The organism is Bradyrhizobium sp. AZCC 2230 (genome assembly GCF_036924495.1).
Taxonomy (GTDB): Bacteria; Pseudomonadota; Alphaproteobacteria; order Rhizobiales; family Xanthobacteraceae; genus Bradyrhizobium; species Bradyrhizobium rifense.
In genome coordinates this window covers 5,366,439-5,382,792 of the sequence record NZ_JAZHRS010000001.1, presented here as the reverse complement: position 1 = coordinate 5,382,792, position 16,354 = coordinate 5,366,439, and the positions used below count along the sequence as shown (strand labels likewise).

Annotated in this window: 10 protein-coding genes and 1 pseudogene; 8 read left to right on the top strand and 3 right to left on the bottom strand. The window is 64.9% G+C overall.

Annotated elements, in window-relative coordinates; genetic code table 11:
* The first annotated feature begins 37 nt into the window (after positions 1–37).
* The 7 genes from pimA to V1280_RS25805 all read left to right on the top strand — a co-directional run bounded on the left by pimA (position 38) and on the right by V1280_RS25805 (position 9,038).
* Positions 38–1,720, top strand: coding sequence for a dicarboxylate--CoA ligase PimA (gene pimA, locus V1280_RS25835; RefSeq protein WP_334530643.1), 1,683 nt, complete (start codon positions 38–40; stop codon positions 1,718–1,720).
* A complete protein-coding gene (locus tag V1280_RS25830) occupies positions 1,717–2,904 on the top strand; it encodes an acetyl-CoA C-acyltransferase (RefSeq protein ID WP_334530640.1) in 1,188 nt (395 codons plus the stop codon). Before pimA ends, V1280_RS25830 begins: the two co-directional genes overlap by 4 nt.
* A 145-nt stretch (positions 2,905–3,049) precedes the next feature.
* On the top strand, positions 3,050–4,240 hold the full coding sequence (gene pimC / locus V1280_RS25825) for a pimeloyl-CoA dehydrogenase large subunit (RefSeq protein ID WP_334530637.1): 1,191 nt from the start codon (positions 3,050–3,052) through the stop codon (positions 4,238–4,240).
* Between the two features lie 194 nt (positions 4,241–4,434).
* Entirely contained in the window at positions 4,435–5,577 is a 1,143-nt protein-coding gene (gene pimD, locus V1280_RS25820) for a pimeloyl-CoA dehydrogenase small subunit (RefSeq protein WP_334530634.1), read from the top strand.
* Between the two features lie 153 nt (positions 5,578–5,730).
* Positions 5,731–6,504 (top strand): SDR family NAD(P)-dependent oxidoreductase, encoded by a 774-nt coding sequence (locus tag V1280_RS25815; RefSeq protein WP_334530631.1) that lies wholly within the window; start codon positions 5,731–5,733, stop codon positions 6,502–6,504.
* A 256-nt stretch (positions 6,505–6,760) separates the two neighbouring features.
* The gene (gene glpK, locus V1280_RS25810; RefSeq protein ID WP_334530628.1) at positions 6,761–8,266 is read left to right on the top strand and encodes a glycerol kinase GlpK; all 1,506 of its coding nucleotides are present in this window, start codon (positions 6,761–6,763) and stop codon (positions 8,264–8,266) included.
* A 178-nt stretch (positions 8,267–8,444) separates the two neighbouring features.
* Positions 8,445–9,038, top strand: a complete 594-nt coding sequence (locus tag V1280_RS25805; RefSeq protein WP_334530625.1) for a GNAT family N-acetyltransferase — start codon at positions 8,445–8,447, stop codon at positions 9,036–9,038.
* 119 nt (positions 9,039–9,157) lie between these two features.
* Here V1280_RS25805 and V1280_RS25800 read toward each other — a convergent pair whose 3' ends face one another.
* Positions 9,158–10,105 carry a threonine/serine dehydratase gene (locus V1280_RS25800; RefSeq protein ID WP_334530622.1) on the bottom strand — a complete coding sequence of 316 codons (948 nt, stop codon included), beginning with the start codon at positions 10,103–10,105 and terminating at the stop codon, positions 9,158–9,160.
* Positions 10,106–10,260: 155 nt separating this feature from the next.
* Between V1280_RS25800 and V1280_RS25795 the strand changes: the two genes are divergently transcribed.
* Positions 10,261–10,890, top strand: coding sequence for a glutathione S-transferase family protein (locus V1280_RS25795; RefSeq protein WP_334530619.1), 630 nt, complete (start codon positions 10,261–10,263; stop codon positions 10,888–10,890).
* 285 nt (positions 10,891–11,175) lie between these two features.
* On the opposite strand, the pseudogene metH reads toward V1280_RS25795, so the two are convergent.
* Together metH and metF are read right to left on the bottom strand one after the other, a co-directional pair.
* Positions 11,176–15,028, bottom strand: a pseudogene (gene metH / locus V1280_RS25790) (methionine synthase).
* A gap of 6 nt (positions 15,029–15,034) precedes the next feature.
* The gene (metF, locus tag V1280_RS25785) at positions 15,035–15,961 is read right to left on the bottom strand and encodes a methylenetetrahydrofolate reductase [NAD(P)H] (RefSeq protein WP_334530616.1); all 927 of its coding nucleotides are present in this window, start codon (positions 15,959–15,961) and stop codon (positions 15,035–15,037) included.
* Between the last annotated feature and the right edge of the window lie 393 nt (positions 15,962–16,354).

Below are 16,354 nucleotides of genomic sequence, written 5' to 3'. Positions count from 1 at the left end.
CGCCCCGGAATGACGGCTAACTTGGTTTAAGGAAGCAATGACCCATCCCGGCGAACAGTTTTACCCCGAGGGCGTGCATTGGGACGACACCATCGTCCAGGGCACGCTGCCTGACCTGCTCTCGACGGCCGCCGCGACTTACGGCCCGCGGACCGCGCTGGAATTTCGCGATCGTCCGATCACCTATACCGAGCTCGCCGCCATGGCCGAGCGCGCGGCGGCTGCGTTCCTGCGTGCGGGCTGCGGCAAGAACACTTCCGTTGCGCTGTTCCTCGGCAATACGCCGGATCATCCCGTCAATTTCTTCGGTGCGTTGAAGGCCGGCGCCCGCGTCGCGCATCTCTCGCCGCTCGACGGCGAGATCGCGCTGACACACAAGGTCTCGGACTCCGGCTCGCGCCTGCTGGTCACCTCGAACCTCCAGGCCCTGTTGCCGACCGCGCTGAAATTTCTGGAGGAGGGGCTGATCGATCGCCTGGTCGTCTGCGAGGACGACAATTGGGGTAAGGTCGGCACGCCGCAGGCGGCAATCCCTGATGATCCCCGCATCGTCACCTTCAAGGCCTTCGTCGAGGGCGCGCCGCTGCCGGCGCAATGGCCCGCTGTTGCGGTCGATGACGTCGCGCTGCTGCAATATACCGGCGGCACCACCGGTCTGCCAAAAGGTGCCATGCTGACGCACGGCAATCTCACCTCGGCGGTCTCGATCTACGACGTCTGGGGCAAGCCGGCACGTGCGGCGCGCGGCGACGCCGTCGAGCGCGTGATCTGCGTGCTGCCGCTGTTTCATATCTATGCACTCACCGTCGTGCTGCTGTCCTCGCTCAGCCGCGGCAATCTGATCTCGCTCCATCAGCGTTTCGATGTCGAAGCCGTGATGCGCGACATCGAGGTCAAGCGCGCGACCTATTTTCCGGGCGTGCCGACGATGTGGATCGCGATCGCTGCACTTCCCGATCTCGACAAACGCGACTTCTCCTCGCTTGCCGCCATCGGCTCCGGCGGCGCGCCGCTGCCGGTCGAGGTCGCGAGCTTCTTCGAGCGCAAGGTCGGCAAGAAGCTCAAGAGCGGCTGGGGCATGACCGAGACCTGCTCGCCCGGCACCGGCCATCCGCCTGTCGGTCCCGACAAGCCCGGCTCGATCGGCCTGATGCTGCCCGGCATCGAGCTCGACGTCGTCTCGCTGGACGATCCGGCCAAGGTGTTGCCGCCAGGCGAAGTCGGCGAGATCCGCATCAAGGGCCCGAACGTCACCAAGGGCTATTGGAACAAGCAGAAGGAAGTCGCGGAGTATTTCTCCGACGGCCGCTTCCTCACCGGCGACATCGGCTATGTCGACATCGACGGCTATTTCTTCCTGGTCGATCGCAAGAAGGACATGATCATCTCCGGCGGCTTCAACGTCTATCCGCAGATGATCGAGCAGGCGATCTACACCGTTCCAGGCGTGCACGAGGTGATCGTGCTCGGCATTCCCGATCAGTATCGCGGCGAGGCCGCAAAGGCCTTCATCAAGCTGAAGCCGGAGGCAAAACCGTTCTCGCTCGGCGAGCTGCGCGCGCAGCTCGCCGGCAAGGTCGGCAAGCACGAATTGCCGGCGGAGGTCGAGTTCGTCGATGATCTGCCGCGCACGCCGGTCGGAAAGCTGTCGCGCCACGAATTGCGCCAGCAGCAGAAACCATCGCAATCCACCCAACACGCATCAGGAGGTCGCTCTTGACCGACGCCGTCATCGTTTCCACCGCCCGTACGCCGATCGGCAAGGCCTATCGCGGCATGCTCAACGCCACCGAGGGCGCGACTCTGCTCGGCCATGCCATCGGCGAGGCCGTTGCGCGCGCAAAAGTCGATCCGAAGGAGATCGAGGACGTCGTGATGGGCGCAGCGCTGCAGCAGGGCGCGACCGGCGGCAACATCGCGCGCAAGGCGCTGCTCCGTGCCGGTCTGCCCGTCACCGTCGCCGGCACCACCATCGACCGGCAGTGCGCCTCGGGCCTGCAGGCGATCGCGCTTGCCGCGCGTTCGGTGATCTTCGACGGTGTCGAGGTCGCGGTCGGTGGCGGTGGCGAGTCAATCAGCCTCGTGCAGAACGACAAGATGAACGGTTTTCACGCCCAGGACCCGGCGCTGCTCAAGATCAAGTGCGAGGTCTACATGCCCATGATCGACACCGCCGAGATCGTTGCCAAGCGCTACGGCATCTCGCGCGAGAAGCAGGACGAATATTCGCTCGAGAGCCAGCGCCGCACCGCCGCTGCCCAGCAGGGTGGCAAGTTCAAGGACGAGCTCGCGCCGATCACCACGCAGATGGCGGTCACCGACAAGGCGACGGGCGCCGTCTCCTTCAAGGAGGTGACCTTGTCGCAGGACGAGGGCCCGCGTCCCGAGACGACCGCCGAAGGCCTCGCCGGGCTGAAGGCTGTTCGCGGCGAAGGTTTTTCCGTCACCGCCGGCAACGCCAGCCAGCTCTCCGACGGCGCCAGCGCTAGCGTGATCATGAGCGACAAGGAAGCGTCCAGGCGCGGCCTCAAGCCGCTTGGCGTCTTCCGCGGCTTCGTCTCCGCCGGCTGCGAGCCGGACGAGATGGGCATCGGCCCGGTCTTCGCCGTGCCGCGCCTGCTCAAGCGTCATGGCTTGAAGGTCGACGATATCGATCTCTGGGAGCTCAACGAAGCTTTTGCCGTGCAGGTGCTGTATTGCCGCGACAAGCTCGGCATCGACCCTGAAAAGATCAACGTCGACGGCGGCGCGATCGCGGTCGGCCATCCCTACGGCATGTCGGGCGCGCGCCTGACCGGCCACGCTTTGATCGAAGGCCGCCGCCGCAAGGCCAAATATGCGGTCGTCACCATGTGCGTCGGCGGCGGCATGGGCGCTGCCGGCTTGTTCGAGGTTTTGCAGTAGTAGTTCACCGTCGTCCTGGCGAAAGCCAGGACCCATACTCCGCAGCCGGAGTTTTGGGCACACACGGAAATTGCCTTCGCAAAACGAAGGCCGGTGGTAATGGGTCCTGGCTTTCGCCAGGACGACGAGGAAACAGGAGGATCCGATGGATCTCGCATTCACGAAGGAAGAGCAGGCGTTTCGCGAGGAAGTGCGTTCATTCTTCCGCGACAACGTGCCGCCGGACACGCGGCGCAAGCTGGTCGAGGGCCGCCACCTCTCGAAGGACGAGATGGTGACTTGGTGGCGTATCCTCAACAAGAAGGGCTGGGGCACCAGCCACTGGCCGACGCAGTATGGCGGCACCGGGTGGACCTCCGTGCAGCATTACATCTTCAACGAGGAGCTGCAGTCCTATCCGGCGCCGCAGCCGCTCGCCTTCGGCGTCAGCATGGTCGGCCCGGTCATCTACACCTTCGGCAATGAAGAGCAGAAGAAGAAGTACCTGCCGCGCATCGCCAATGTCGACGATTGGTGGTGTCAGGGCTTCTCTGAGCCCGGCTCCGGCTCCGACCTCGCCTCGCTCAAGACCAAAGCCGAGCGCAAGGGCGACAAGTGGATCATCAACGGCCAGAAGACCTGGACCACGCTCGCCCAGCACGCCGACATGATCTTCTGCCTCTGCCGCACCGACAATAATGCCAAGAAGCAGATGGGCATCTCCTTCATCGTGTTCTCGATGAAGTCGAAGGGCGTCACCGTGCGCCCGATCCAGACCATCGACGGCGGCGTCGAGGTCAACGAAGTCTTCTTCGATGACGTCGAGGTGCCGGTCGAGAACCTGATCGGCGAGGAGAACAAGGGTTGGGATTACGCAAAATTCCTGCTCGGCAATGAGCGCACCGGCATTGCGCGGGTCGGCGTCTCCAAGGAGCGGCTCCGCCGTATCCGCGATCTGGCCTCCAAGGTTGAATCCGGCGGCAAGCCGATCATCCAGGATGCTGCGTTCCGCGAGAAGCTGGCCGCCTGTGAGATCGAGCTGAAGGCGCTCGAGCTGACGCAGCTGCGCGTCGTCGCCGACGAAGGCAAGCACGGCAAGGGCAAGCCCAATCCGGCCTCCTCGGTGCTGAAGATCAAGGGCTCCGAGATCCAGCAGACCACCACCGAGCTGCTGATGGAAGTGATCGGCCCGTTCGCGGCTCCTTACGATGTGCATGGCGATGACGGCTCCAACGAAGCCATGGACTGGACCGCCCAGATCGCGCCGAGCTACTTCAACAACCGCAAGGTCTCGATCTACGGCGGCTCCAACGAGATCCAGCGGAACATCATCGCCAAGGCAGTGCTGGGATTGTGATGCTCTCTCCTCTCCCTCTCCCCGTTCTTACGGGGAGAGGGTTGGGGTGAGGGGCCTCTCTCCGAGCAAAGATCGCCGAGAGAGCGGCACCCCCTCACCCGGATCGCAAGAGCGATCCGACCTCTCCCCGCAAGCGGGGAGAGGTGAAGAGGCACCCCGCGCAACGCAGACATTTGTGACTTGAGGAAACAGAGATGGATTTTGATTTGACCGAGGAGCAGCGGCTCCTGAAGGACAGCATCGACGGCCTGCTGACCGATTCCTACGATTTCGAGAGCCGCAAGAAGTACATGAAGGAGAAGGGCGGCTGGAGCAAAGCCGTCTGGGGCAAGCTCGCCGAGCAGGGTCTGCTCGGTCTGCCCTTCGCGGAGGCCGATGGCGGTTTCGGCGGCGGCGGCGTCGAGACCATGATCGTGATGGAAGCGCTCGGCAAGGCGCTGGTGCTTGAGCCCTATCTCGCGACCGTCGTGATCGGCGGCGGCTTCCTGCGCCATGCCGGCACCGACGCGCAGAAAGCCGCGCATGTGCCGGGCATCGTCGACGGCAGCAAGACGCTGGCGTTCGCCCAGCTCGAGAAGAACTCGCGCTATGATCTGTTCGACGTCGCCACGACGGCGAAGAAGAAGGGCGACGGATGGGTGATCGACGGCGAGAAGTTCGTCGTGCTCAACGGCGAGAACGCCGACACGCTCATCGTCACCGCGCGGACCAAGGGCAACCGCCGCGATACGACCGGCATCGGCGTGTTCCTGGTGCCGGCCAATGCCAAGGGCGTGACCAAGAAGTCGTACCCGACGCAGGACGGCCTGCACGCCGCCGACATCACCTTGACGGGCGTCGAGGTCGGCAGCGATGCGGCGATCGGCAATCCCGATGACTCGCTGGCTCTGATTGAGCGCGTGGTGGACGAAGCCCGCGTCGCGCTCTGCGCCGAGGCGGTCGGCTTGATGGATGAATCGCTCAAGACCACGGTCGAGTACATCAAGACGCGAAAACAGTTCGGCGTCGCGATCGGCTCGTTCCAGTCCCTGCAGCACCGCGCCTCCGACATGTTCGTCGCGGCCGAGCAGGCGCGCTCGATGTCGATGTTCGCGACCATGGCGGGTGATTTCGAGGACGCCAGGGAGCGCTCCAACGCGATCGCCGCCGCCAAGGTGCAGATCGGCAAGTCGCTGAAATTCGTCGGCCAGCAGGCGATCCAGCTCCATGGCGGTATCGGCATGACCATGGAGGCGAAGATCGGCCACTACTTCAAGCGCCTGACCATGATCGAGAACACCTTTGGCGACACCGACTACCACCAGCGCCGCGTCGCGGATGCGGGTGGGTTGGTCTGATAGTTCCATCGTCATTGCGAGCGAAGCGAAGCAATCCAGAATCTTTCCATTGAGACAGTCTGGATTGCTTCGTCGCCAGCGCAAAATTGCTTCGCAATTTTGTCGCGGGCTCCTCGCAATGACGGAGGTCGTTGAAGCAGCGGAGCAACAACAATGAAAAACACCCCGTTCGATCTCACCGGCAAGGTCGCCGTGGTCACCGGCTCCAGCCGCGGCATCGGCCGCTCCTCCGCGGAGCTGCTCGCAAAACTCGGCGCCAAGGTCGTGGTGTCCTCGCGCAAGGCGGACGCCTGCAAGGAGGTCGCCGACGGCATCAATGCGGCCGGCGGCGACGCCACCGTCATCCCCTGCAACATCGCGCGCAAGGCCGAGGTCGAGGCGCTGATATCGGGCACGATCAAGCATTACGGCCAGATCGACATCCTCGTCTGCAACGCTGCGGTGAACCCGTATTACGGCCCGCTGCTCGACATCACCGACGAGGCCTTCGACAAGATCATGGGCTCGAACGTCAAGAGCAACATCTGGCTCTCCGCGCTCGGGATCCCGCAGATGGCGGAGCGCGGCAACGGCTCCGTCGTCATCATCTCCTCGATCGGGGGCTTGCGCGGCTCGACCGTGATCGGCGCCTACGGCATCTCCAAGGCCGCCGACTTCGCGCTGTGCCGCTCGCTCGCCGGCGAGTGGGGCCCGAAGGGCGTCCGCGTCAATTGCATCGCGCCGGGCCTGGTCAAGACCGATTTCGCCCGCGCGCTGTGGGAAGACGAAGCCAACCTCAAGCGCCGCACCGCGACCACGCCGCTGCGGCGTATTGGCGAGCCCGACGAGATCGCCGGCGCGGTTGCCTACCTCGCCTCGGACGCCTCGAGCTTCATGACGGGACAGACCATCGTCATCGACGGCGGCGTCACCACGGCGGCGGTGTAGAGCGGTCTACTCCCTCGCCCCGCTCTTGCGGGGAGAGGGTTGGGGTGAGGGGCTGTCTCCACGAATGCGGCTGGAGATGAGTTCGCGGAGGGTCCCCCTCACCCGGAATTCAAGCTGGGCTTGAATTCCGACCTCTTCCCGCAAGCGGGGCGAGGTGAACGAAGGCGGCTCCGCTGGTATTGACCTTCCGCCTCCAATCCGCTCCCCTTGGCGCGACACAATGACCCGTCACCGGGAAACACCAAGGTAAGCTTCCATGTCTTTCGTCCTCGCCATCGACCAGGGCACCACCTCCTCGCGTGCGATCGTGTTTCGCAGTGACATCTCGATTGCTGCTCGCGCGCAGCAGGAGTTTCCGCAGCATTTTCCGGCCTCGGGCTGGGTCGAGCACGAGCCGGAGGACATCTGGACCTCGACCGTGATGGTGTGCCGCGACGCGATCGAGCAGGCCGGCATCACGGCGAAAGATATCGCCGCGATCGGCATCACCAACCAGCGCGAGACCACCGTGGTGTGGGACCGTGCCACGGGACAAGCCGTGCACCGCGCCATCGTCTGGCAGGACCGCCGCACGGCCGATATCTGCGCGAAGCTCAAGCACGACGGCCGCGAGCCGTTGATCTCGCAGAAGACCGGCCTGATCATCGATCCCTATTTCTCCGGCACCAAGGTCGCCTGGATCCTCGACCACGTCCCCGGCGCACGTGGGCGCGCCGCCCGCGGCGAGCTGATGTTCGGCACCGTCGATTGCTACCTGCTGTGGCGCCTCACCGGCGGCAAGGTCCACGCCACCGATGCCACCAATGCCTCGCGCACGCTGCTGTTCAACATCCACACCGGCCAGTGGGACGACGAGCTCTTGGAGATCATCGGCGTGCCGCGCTCGATGCTGCCCGAGGTGAAAGACTCCTCGGCCCATTTCGGCGAGAGCACGCCGGATTTGTTCGGCGGCGCGATCGCGATCTCCGGCATCGCCGGCGACCAGCAGGCCGCGACCATTGGACAAGCCTGTTTCCGCCCGGGCATGATGAAGTCGACCTACGGCACCGGCTGTTTCGCCCTGCTCAACACCGGCACCACGCCGGTCGTCTCCAAGAACAAGCTGCTCACCACCATCGCCTATCAGCTCGGGGGAAAACGCACCTACGCGCTCGAAGGCTCGATCTTCGTCGCAGGCTCGGCGGTGCAATGGCTGCGCGACGGCCTCGGCATCATCAAGCACGCGGCCGAAACCGGGCCGCTTGCGGATCAATCCGACTCCATGCAGAGCGTCTATCTCGTCCCGGCCTTCGTCGGCATGGGTGCGCCCTACTGGAATCCGCGTGTCCGTGGTGCGCTGTTCGGCCTCACCCGCAACACCGGCCCTGCCGAGCTTGCGCATGCCGCGCTGGAGAGCGTCTGCTACCAGACCTTCGATCTCTGGGCCGCGATGCGCGCGGACTGGCCGAGCTCGGAGGTCGCCAGCGTCGTGCTCCGCGTCGATGGCGGCATGACCGCGTCGGACTGGACCATGCAGCGCCTCGCCGATCTCCTGGATGCGCCGGTCGATCGCCCCGTGATCCAGGAGACCACCGCGCTGGGTGCGGCCTACCTCGCCGGCCTCCAGGCCGGCGTCTATCCCGAGCCGACCAAGTTCGCCGACAATTGGCGGCTCGAGCACCGCTTCAAACCGAACATGAGCCAGGCCACGCGCGATCGAAAGCTCGCCGGCTGGGCCCGCGCGGTGAAGGGCGTGCTGGCGAGCGACGAGGGCGAGGAGTAGGCGTACTCTCCGCGAGTCGTCCCTGCGAACGCAGGGACCCATACCGCGAGGTCTATCGACGGCGGGCGGAGCCAATCCCGAACGACCAATCTTCGCCATGCGCTCCGCTTGTCCGGGACGACAATGGAGTGCGTCGCGCCAGCCTGAAGTCTCTCGCGATGAAGTGGAGTAAGCACGAATGATCCTCCCCGACGGATATTCCGACATCCCCGGCGGGAAGATCGCCGCAGTCGTCACCCATCTCGACATGACGGCGCGCCCTCCGCACCGTGACGATCCACCCGGTGCATGGACCCTGCGCAAGATCGACGCGCCCGCGCTTGATTGGTACCGCGATCTCCACCGCCGCGTCGGCGAGGACTGGCTGTGGTTCTCTCGACTGCGCATGCTGAATGCAGAGCTCGCCGCGATCATCCACGACGCGCGCATCGAAATCTATGCGCTCGCCCTGGACGGCCGCGACGAAGGCCTGCTGGAGCTGGATTTCCGCGAACCCGGCGAATGCGAGCTGGTCTATTTCGGCGTCACCGCCAGCATGATCGGCACCGGCGCCGCGCGCTTCCTGATGAACCGCGCGCTGGAGCGTGCTTGGTCCGGCGACGTGCGCCGCGTCTGGCTGCACACCTGCACCTTCGATCATCCGTCGGCCGTGGCGTTCTATCAGCGCTCCGGCTTCATCCCGTTCCGCCGCCAGATCGAGGTGGCGGATGATCCGCGGCTTGACGGTACGGCACCGCGAACAGCCGCACCGCATGTGCCGATCATTGAGTAATGCGCGGCTGTTTCCACACACGTCATTGCGAGGAGCTCTTGCGACGAAGCAATCCAGGCTGCCCCCGCGGAAAGATTCTGGATTGCTTCGCTACGCTCGCAATGACGGAGTGTGGGCCGCTAGCTGTCGAACTTCACGGCCGTGGTGTTAGCACCGCAGACCAGCACCGCGACACGCTCGCCTGCCGACGGACGATAACGGCCGGAGAGCAGCGCGGCGAACGCAGCGGCACCGCCGGGCTCGGCGACGAGACGCAGGCTCGACCATAGCGCGGCCTGGGCCTGCCGGATCGCGTCGTCGCTGACCAGGACGACCCGCTCGACATGGGCGCGCGCGATCGGGAACATCAATTCACCGACGCGCCGCGGCGCGAGGCTGTCGGCAGCGACGCCGCCGGCCGGCGCGTCGACCGGCGCTCCTGCCGCGAGCGCGGCGTGCAGGGTCGGCGACTGCTCCGGCTCGATCGCCACGATGCGCGTCTGCCCTTCGTACCACGCCGCGATGCCGCCGATCAGTCCGCCGCCGCCGACCGCGACCAGCAGCGTGTCGATGCCGGGCGCGTCCTGCTCCAGCTCCAGGCCGACGCTGCCCTGGCCGAGCAGGGTCTCGGCCTGGTCGTAGGCGTGAACGGCAAGCGCGCCGGTCTGCGCGAGATGCGCTTCGCTGGCGGCGAGCGCATCGGCGTAGCGGCTGCCGGCGATCACGAGTTTTGCGCCATAGCCCCTGATCCGCTCCGCCTTGGCCGGCGAGGTGATGTCGGGCACGAAGATGGTGGCGGGAATGCCGAGCCGTTGCGCCGCATAGGCGACCGCCGCGCCGTGATTGCCGCCGGAAGCGGCGACGACACCGGCTTGCGGTACCTGCCGCAGCAGCAGATTGGCAAAGGCGCCGCGCGCCTTGAACGATCCGGAATGCTGCAGCATCTCGAGCTTGAGTGTGACGGGCGCTGCCGGCAGGCCGAAATCGGCGAGGTCGGCCTGGATGAGCGGCGTACGCCTGATGTGTGGGCGGATGACGGCCTCGGTCGCCGCGATCCGCTCCCGATTGATATCTGATGTCGCTGTCATGATGCCGTCCTTGATAGCGTATTCGGGCGACGCTGTCGCGGCGCCGTTGCATTCGGCGCAATGCTGCATGTCCAGGATTGTCCTTGCGCCACTGCGATCTCATCGTGGAAACTGATCGGCCCTGCCTTGCCCAACGCCAGAGAAGAGCGAGAACCATGTTCCTGATCGGCCAATATGATTCCCCCTTCGTCCGCCGTGTCGCGATTGCGCTGCGGCTTTACGGGCTCGCTTTCGAGCACAGACCGTGGTCGACCTTCGGCGATGCCGACAAGATCGCGCCGTACAATCCCTTGCGCCGGGTGCCGACGCTGGTACTCGACGACGGCGAAGCGCTGATCGAGAGCACGATCATCCTCGACTATCTCGACGAGCTCGTCGGCGCGGAGAAGGCGATGCTGCCGCGAAGCGGCGCCGATCGTCGCCGGCACTTGCGCATCTGCGCGCTCGCCACCGGTCTTGGTGACAAGGCCGTCAGCCTGCTCTACGAGCGCGTGCTGCGGAAGGAGCAACTCGCGCTGTGGGTCGAGCGCTGCCAGGCGCAGATCGGCGACGTGCTCGCCGTGCTGGAAGCCGAGCGCGCCAAGGTGACGACGCCGTACTGGCTGGAGAGGCGCATCGGCCATGCCGACGTGGCGGTCGCCTGCGTCACCCGCTTCACCCGCGAGGCGCATCCGCAATTGTTCGACACGGCGCGCTATCCGGCTTTGTCAGCACATGCCGATCGCTGCGAGGCGCTGGCGCCGCTCAAGGAGATTGTCCAGCCGCTGGCGCCGCCGCAGGGGTAGGTGCGTCATTGCGAGCGCGGCTCTCGCCACGCGTCATTGCGAGGAGCCCTTGCGACGAAGCAATCCAGAATCCCACCGCGGAGCGATTCTGGATTGCTTCGCTGCGCTCGCAATGACGGTGTTGAAGCAGTTGCGCTCGACGGGCACGCCACCCGATCCTGCCTTGATACAGGTGTTTTGCCCGACGGAGCAAGCGATTTTCGGTAAGGCCGAAAATCCCTCAAGCCTTTCAACCCCATCCCTACTGTGCATGGGGTTGTTTTTGCCTTTCGAGTTCGGGGACGCCTACCCCGCCCCCGCGCGCTTCTTCTGCCAGACCAGATGCACCGCGCAGTTGCAGCCCGGCGGATGCGAGGCGAGGTCCTTCGACGTTTCGTCGTTCGCAGGTGTCGCCGCAAAAGCCTTGTCGGCGTCCTCGCGCGACGGGATGTAGTTCAGCACCGGCGCGAGCCAGCGTTCGGTCTCTGCCACCGTCATGCCCTTGCGCGCAGCGTAGTCCTCGACCTGGTCGCGCTCGATCTTGCCGACGCCGAAATAATAGCTCTCGGGGTTCGCGAAATAGAGCCCGGAGACAGACGAGCCCGGCCACATCGCAAAGCTCTCGGTTAGCTTCACGCCGGCGGTGGCTTCCGCATCGAGCAGCTCGAACAGCGTCGCCTTCTCGGTGTGATCGGGCTGCGCGGGATAGCCGGGCGCGGGGCGGATGCCCTGATACTTCTCGAGGATCAGATCGTCGGTCGAGAGCGCCTCGTCCGGCGCATAGGCCCAGAACTCGCGGCGCACGCGGGCATGCATGCGCTCGGCAAACGCTTCGGCAAGGCGATCGGCCAGCGCCTTGCACAGGATCGAGGAATAATCGTCGTTCGCCATCTTGAAGCGGTCGGCGACCGCGTCCTCGCCGATCCCTGCGGTGACGACGAAGCCGCCGACATAGTCGGGCACGCCCGCGGGCGCGATGAAGTCGGCGAGCGCCGCGTTGAAGCGGCCCTCGCGCTTCTCGAGCTGCTGGCGCAGCGTGTGCAGCGTCGCGATGCTCTTGGTGCGGCTGTCATCGGCATAGAGCACGATGTCGTCACCTTGCGCATTCGCCGGCCAGAAGCCGACGGTCGCGCGGGCCCGGAACCATTTTTCCTTGACGATCAGGTCCAGCATCTTCCGCGCATCGTCGTAGAGCGAGCGCGCGACTTCGCCGACCTTGGCATCGTTGAGAATCGCGGGGAAGCGGCCGGCAAGCTCCCAGGTCTGGAAGAACGGCGTCCAGTCGATATAGGGCACGAGCTCGGCGAGATCGTACTCGTCAAAGCTCCTGGTCCCGAGGAAGGTCGGCTTCACCGGCTTGTTTGCGGCGAAGTCGACCGTGACAGCGTTGGCGCGTGCGGTCTCCAGCTTCAGCCGCTTCTTGTCGGCCTGCGCGCGGAAATGCGCATCGGAGATCTTTGCGTATTCGGCGCGCACGTCGGCCGCATAGGCCTCGCGCTTCTCGGGGCTGAGCAGCGACGACGCGACACCGACCGCGCGGCTGGCATCGTTGACATGCACGACGGGGCCGGCGCGATAGCTCGGGTCGATCTTCACCGCCGTATGCACGCGGCTCGTGGTTGCGCCGCCGATCAAGAGCGGTAGCTTCAACCCTTCGCGCTGCAATTCGCCGGCGAAGAATGCCATCTCGTCGAGCGAGGGCGTGATCAGGCCGGAGAGACCAACGATGTCGGCCTTCTCCGCTTTCACCGTCTCGACGATCTTGGCCGCCGGCACCATCACGCCGAGATCGATCACCTCGTAATTGTTGCACTGGAGCACGATGCCGACGATGTTCTTGCCGATGTCGTGGACGTCGCCCTTGACGGTCGCGAGCACGATCTTGCCGGCCGACGAGGAGCCTTCCCGTGCCGATGCCGTTGGCAAGATTGCGCGCCTTTTCTTCCTCCATGAACGGCATCAGCCAGGCCACCGCCTGCTTCATCACGCGGGCGGACTTCACGACCTGCGGCAGGAACATCTTGCCGTCGCCGAAGAGATCGCCGACCACGTTCATGCCGGCCATCAGCGGCCCCTCGATCACGTCGAGCGGACGCGAGGAATTCTTGCGGGCCTCTTCGGTGTCCTGCTCGATGAACTCGGTGATGCCGTGCACCAGCGAATGCGACAGCCGCTTCGCCACCGGCCATTCGCGCCAGGCCAGGTCAGCTTCCTTGGTCTGGGTCTTGTTGCCGCGGAATTTTTCCGCGAGCGCCAGCAGGCGTTCGGACGCGCCCGCGTCGCGGTTGAGGACGACGTCCTCGCAGACCTGGCGCAATTCGGGATCGATGTCGTCATAGACGATCATCTGCCCGGCATTGACGATGCCCATGTCCATGCCGGCCTTGATGGCGTGATACAGGAACACCGAGTGCATGGCCTCGCGCACCGGCTCGTTGCCGCGGAACGAGAATGACAGGTTGGAGACGCCGCCCGAGATGTGCGCGCCCGGAAGGTTCTTGCGGATCCAGCGCGTCGCCTCGATGAAGTCGACGCCGTAATTGTTGTGCTCCTCGATGCCGGTCGCGATCGCAAAAATATTCGGATCGAAGATGATGTCTTCCGGCGGGAAGCCGACGCGGTTCACCAGGATGTCGTAGGCGCGCTTGCAGATCTCGGTCTTGCGCTTGAACGTGTCGGCCTGGCCGACCTCGTCGAACGCCATCACCACGACGGCCGCACCGTGGCGGCGGGCGATCTTGGCTTCGTGGATGAATTTCTCCTCGCCTTCCTTCATCGAGATCGAATTGACGACCGGCTTGCCCTGCACGCATTTCAGGCCGGCTTCGATCACCGAGAACTTGGAGGAGTCGACCATCACGGGGACGCGGGCGATGTCGGGCTCGGCGGCGACGAGGTTGAGGAACGTGACCATCGCGGCTTCCGAGTCCAGAAGACCCTCGTCCATGTTGACGTCGATGATCTGCGCGCCGTTCTCGACCTGGTCGCGTGCGACCTGCAGCGCGGCGGTGTAATCACCATTGGTGACCAGCTTGCGGAAGCGGGCCGAGCCCGTGACGTTGGTGCGCTCGCCGACGTTCACGAACGGAATCGCGTCGGTCAGAATGAAGGGCTCGAGGCCGGAGAGCCTCAAGTGCGGCTCGATCTCCGGCACGATGCGCGGCTTGTGCGGGGCGACGGCGGCGGCGATCGCCGCGATATGATCCGGCGTGGTGCCGCAGCAGCCGCCGACAATGTTGACGAGGCCGGCGCTGGCGAACTCGCCGACCAGGCGCGCCATGTATTCTGGCGTCTCGTCATACTGGCCGAATTCGTTGGGCAGGCCGGCATTCGGATAGGCGCAGACCAGCGTATCGGCGACGCGGCCGATGTCAGCAATGTGCGCGCGCAGATCTTCCGCGCCGAGCGCGCAGTTGAAGCCGATGGTGACGGGCTTTGCGTGCTGCACCGAATGCCAGAATGCTTCCGGCAACTGGCCGGACAGCAGGCGGCCGGATTTGTCGGTGATGGTGCCCGACACCATCACGGGCATGTCGATGCCGAGCTCTTCGGTGATCTCGGCGATCGCATAGAGCGCGGCCTTGGCGTTCAGCGTATCGAAGATGGTCTCGACCAGTAGCAGGTCGACGCCACCGTCGATCAGGCCGCGGATCTGCTCGCCATAGGATTTGCGCAGATCATCGAAGGTGACGGCGCGGTAGCCGGGATTGGCGACATCAGGCGAGATCGAGGCGGTGCGGTTGGTCGGTCCAATGGCGCCCGCGACGAAGCGCGGCTTGCCGTCCTCGGCCGCGACACGCCTGGCGGCGTTGCCGGCGAGGCGGGCACCTTCGCGCGCCATCTCGTAGACGATGCCGGTGAGGTCGTAATCGGCCTGCGCGATCGAGGTCGTCGAAAAGGTGTTGGTCGCGACGATGTCGGCGCCGGCGCGCAAGTAAGCGGCGTGAATGTCCTCGATTGCCTGCGGCTGGGTCAGGATCAACAGATCGTTGTTGCCGCGCAGGTCGCGATGGAAATTCTTGAAGCGCTCGCCGCGAAACGCGGCCTCGTCGAACTGCAGGTTCTGGATCATCGTGCCCATGGCGCCGTCGAGCACGAGGATACGCTCGCGCGCGGCGTTGATGAGGGCGGTTCGCTTGGGCGAGGTGGATACGGTCATGGTGCTTTACGCCGCCTTCTGCGCGCTCTTGGCGCGGATGCCGAGCAAATGGCTGATCGCGAACACGAGATCGGCGCGGTTCATGGTGTAGAAATGGAAGGTGTCGACGCCGTTCTTGGCGAGCTTCTGCACCTGGCCGGCCGCGACGGTTGCGGCCACCAGCTTGCGGGTCTCGGCATCGTCATCGAGGCCCTCGAATTTCGCGGCGAACCAGTCCGGCACGGTGGTGCCGGCGCGGGTGACGAAGGCTCTCGCCTGCTTGAAATTGTGCATGGGCATGATGCCCGGCACGATCGGGATATTGATGCCGCGGGCGCGGACGCGGTCGAGATAGCGGAAGTAGAGGTCGTTATCGAAGAACACCTGGGTGATCGCGCGCGTCGCGCCGGCGTCGACCTTCGCCTTCAGCGTATCGATATCGGCGTCGAAGTCGCGCGCTTCGGGATGTTTTTCGGGATAGGCAGACACGCTCACTTCGATGTCGGCGTGCCGCTTCTTGATCCCGGCGACGAGCGCGTCCGAACTCTGATAGCCGTCGGGATGGGCAGAGTAGGGCGTGCCGATGCCGCCGGCGGGATCGCCGCGCAGGCCGACGATGTGGCGGACGCCGACCTCGTGGTAGCGGTCGACGATCTCGTCGATCTCGCCGCGCGAGGCGCCGACGCAGGTCAGATGCGCGGCCGGCAGCAGCGCAGTCTCTCTCAGGATGCGGGAGATGGTCGCGTGGGTGCGCTCACGGGTCGAGCCGCCAGCGCCGTAGGTCACCGAGACGAATTTCGGGTCGAGCGGGGCCAGCCGGTTGATGGTCTCCCAGAGATTCCGCTCCATATCTTCGGTCTTGGGCGGAAAGAACTCGAAGGAGATCGCAGGCCGCTTTGTGGCGAGGTGCCCGTCTTGCCCGTCGTTGTAGGCAGGCGTCGTCAAATCGGTCATGGCACCACTCACTCCAGGCCCTCGCCAGCGGTCTGGCGACGGCGGTCGGGTCTAGCTTGGGAGACGCTAAGATAGGGCAAAGGCGGCCCTCTCGACAGCCCATCAAGGATGGGAAATGGCCCACTTTTGTGGTGTTAATGTCCAATATTGCGGTGTAGAGGAAAAGGGTGGGAAGCAGCCTAAAGAGATAAATAGTGAAGTAATATCAAATAAATAATTCCATCTAGGCAGTCGAAAACATTGACCTGTGTTGGGTGGGCAGTGTGAGTTTTATGTTACGCGACCTCGGTTCGTCCCAACGCTCCGCTCTTGCCGCGCGCGCGACCTCTGCGCTCGCACACGCCAGACCTGCGCTGTTGGCCCATTGCCGCCGCGCGGCCCTCGACTACGTTA

Bases quoted from the DNA above. Each gene is read 5' to 3' on its own strand.
- V1280_RS25805 (WP_334530625.1), top strand. From the start codon at position 8,445: ATGATCCTCCCCGACGGATATTCCGACATCCCCGGCGGGAAGATCGCC.
- V1280_RS25800 (WP_334530622.1), bottom strand. From the start codon at position 10,105: ATGACAGCGACATCAGATATCAATCGGGAGCGGATCGCGGCGACCGAG.
- V1280_RS25815 (WP_334530631.1), top strand. From the start codon at position 5,731: ATGAAAAACACCCCGTTCGATCTCACCGGCAAGGTCGCCGTGGTCACC.
- glpK (WP_334530628.1), top strand. From the start codon at position 6,761: ATGTCTTTCGTCCTCGCCATCGACCAGGGCACCACCTCCTCGCGTGCG.
- pimC (WP_334530637.1), top strand. From the start codon at position 3,050: ATGGATCTCGCATTCACGAAGGAAGAGCAGGCGTTTCGCGAGGAAGTG.
- pimD (WP_334530634.1), top strand. From the start codon at position 4,435: ATGGATTTTGATTTGACCGAGGAGCAGCGGCTCCTGAAGGACAGCATC.
- V1280_RS25795 (WP_334530619.1), top strand. From the start codon at position 10,261: ATGTTCCTGATCGGCCAATATGATTCCCCCTTCGTCCGCCGTGTCGCG.
- metF (WP_334530616.1), bottom strand. From the start codon at position 15,961: ATGACCGATTTGACGACGCCTGCCTACAACGACGGGCAAGACGGGCAC.
- pimA (WP_334530643.1), top strand. From the start codon at position 38: ATGACCCATCCCGGCGAACAGTTTTACCCCGAGGGCGTGCATTGGGAC.